General features: G+C 56.1%; 1 protein-coding gene. It reads left to right on the top strand.

Annotation, left to right across the window (positions count from 1 at the left end; translation table 11 throughout):
* Window positions 1-487: glutathione-dependent disulfide-bond oxidoreductase (gene yghU / locus RM425_RS21490; RefSeq protein WP_311347268.1), on the top strand; the 487-nt coding region annotated here is incomplete at both ends.

The following is a 487-nucleotide window of genomic DNA, read 5'->3' as shown; positions in this document are numbered from 1 at the left end:
ACAAAGTGCTGCCTATCGGCAAGCACCCGTTGCAGCTCTATTCGCTGGGTACGCCAAACGGCCAGAAGGTGACGATTTTACTGGAAGAGCTGCTGGCACTGGGCGTGACAGAAGCCGAGTATGACGCGCACCTGATTCGCATTGGCGAAGGCGACCAGTTCTCCAGCGGCTTTGTGGAAGTGAACCCGAACTCGAAAATTCCGGCGCTGTTTGACCACTCGGCAACGCCGCCAATTCGCGTTTTCGAGTCCGGCGCGATCTTGCTGTATCTGGCAGAAAAGTTCGGCCATTTCTTACCGAAAGAGATTGCTGCGCGCACTGAAACCCTGAACTGGCTGTTCTGGTTGCAAGGCTCCGCGCCTTATCTGGGCGGCGGTTTCGGCCACTTCTACAACTACGCGCCGTTCAAAATCGAATACGCCATCAACCGCTTTACCATGGAAGCGAAACGCCAGCTCGACGTGCTGGATCGCCAGTTAGCCAACCA

Source organism: Blastococcus goldschmidtiae, from assembly GCF_031845325.1.
Lineage (GTDB): Bacteria > Actinomycetota > Actinomycetes > Mycobacteriales > Geodermatophilaceae > Blastococcus > Blastococcus goldschmidtiae.
This window is presented reverse-complemented; position numbering and strand designations above follow the sequence as displayed.